Annotated in this window: 1 protein-coding gene; it reads right to left on the bottom strand. The window is 32.4% G+C overall.

Translation table 11 applies throughout. The features are described from left to right. The coding region (locus HEN33_RS24980) for a pentapeptide repeat-containing protein (protein WP_183083513.1) at positions 1 to 1,227 on the bottom strand (1,227 nt) is incomplete at its 3' end. Positions 1,228 to 1,306: the final 79 nt, after the last annotated feature.

Raw genomic sequence — 1,306 nt, 5'->3', positions numbered from 1 at the left:
GAATACGTTTTTCGTTAAATTACTATTTGTTATCTTAACATCACCTAAACTGCCGTTCTCAAAACAACATCCCTTCAATATACTTTCATTTACAAGAGAATGTGATAAATACAGATGATTTAAGTTTTTCTTCATTAAACCCACAGCATCAAAATGACTATATTTAATAAAACAACCATCATTGAGTAGCGTTTTTAGATTGACTAAATTACTATCATGTTCACGTGCCATAGTTGTGATAGGGGTTGGAAGAGACATGAAAACCTCTTCATTGACCATCAAGTGAATCATGCATTGCTTGCCTTTTGTCATATCCACACTTACACTACAAATATCGTTGTAATGCGATGAATGCATTTCCGGACACAGATTCAATACAATATTTTGAAAGGCGTAAAATCGTGTTAATACTTCCGAATAAGTAATTGGATTAAACTTAAGATCGTCATTAGCAAAACCAAGCGTTATTGTATGTTCTACATTTAGGTCAGGTTCAGATGAGTCTTCAAGAGCAATATCATCACTGAAAATTTCACCTGATGTATTATCACTGTTACAAAAGGTGCTCATCAATGCAATGGTATTTATAACGGACTCTTTGTCGATATCCTCACTCATTATATATCGCCTGCTATAATCATAGAAGTGAATAAATGCGTCTTTTATAATTGTTATATATTGTTCCTTATTAAATACAATTCGATTGTATACTTTTTCAAAGATCGCATTCGCAATCTTACAACCAAGGGTATACCTATATAACAATGGGTAAGAATCAATAGTAAAATTCTTCTCCAATTCACATTGCAGTTTATTTTCGTAATGCAGAGGAAAAAGAAATTCTTGTCTTTCCATTTTTCCGCTGACTTTATTTCGCACCCCAATGGTGATTCTTTCATTGCCAATTTTTATTTCAACTTCATTGTTTTGTGATGTACCAAGGTATGTTTTAGTACCAGTTTCGAAAGCACTACTAAAAAAAGAATTAAAATAATTATTTGCTGAATAAATAATGTTACCGAGCGACATATCATTTTTAATAGTTTCACTATCAGCATTTATTGCTAATACTAGATTCAAGTAGATGGTGTCCCATGTAGATAACTCATCCTTATGACTGGATTTTAATATGGTAAAAAATTCCCTCAGCGAGGCCATGAGATTATCACTTTGATTCGGTTGTGTGCTTAGAAATGATGACGATTGATCAGAGACATTATTTATCATATAAAAATCACCCAAAAAACGATAACCCACTGTACTCCCTGTGCTTTATAAACATAAAGTCACAACACATTCTATATTC

The sequence above is a fragment of the Escherichia sp. 94.0001 genome, assembly GCF_013369155.2.
GTDB classification, from domain to species: Bacteria; Pseudomonadota; Gammaproteobacteria; order Enterobacterales; family Enterobacteriaceae; genus Escherichia; species Escherichia coli_F.
The sequence above is the reverse complement of the archived record's forward strand: the minus strand, read 5'-3'. Positions and strand labels throughout refer to the sequence as shown.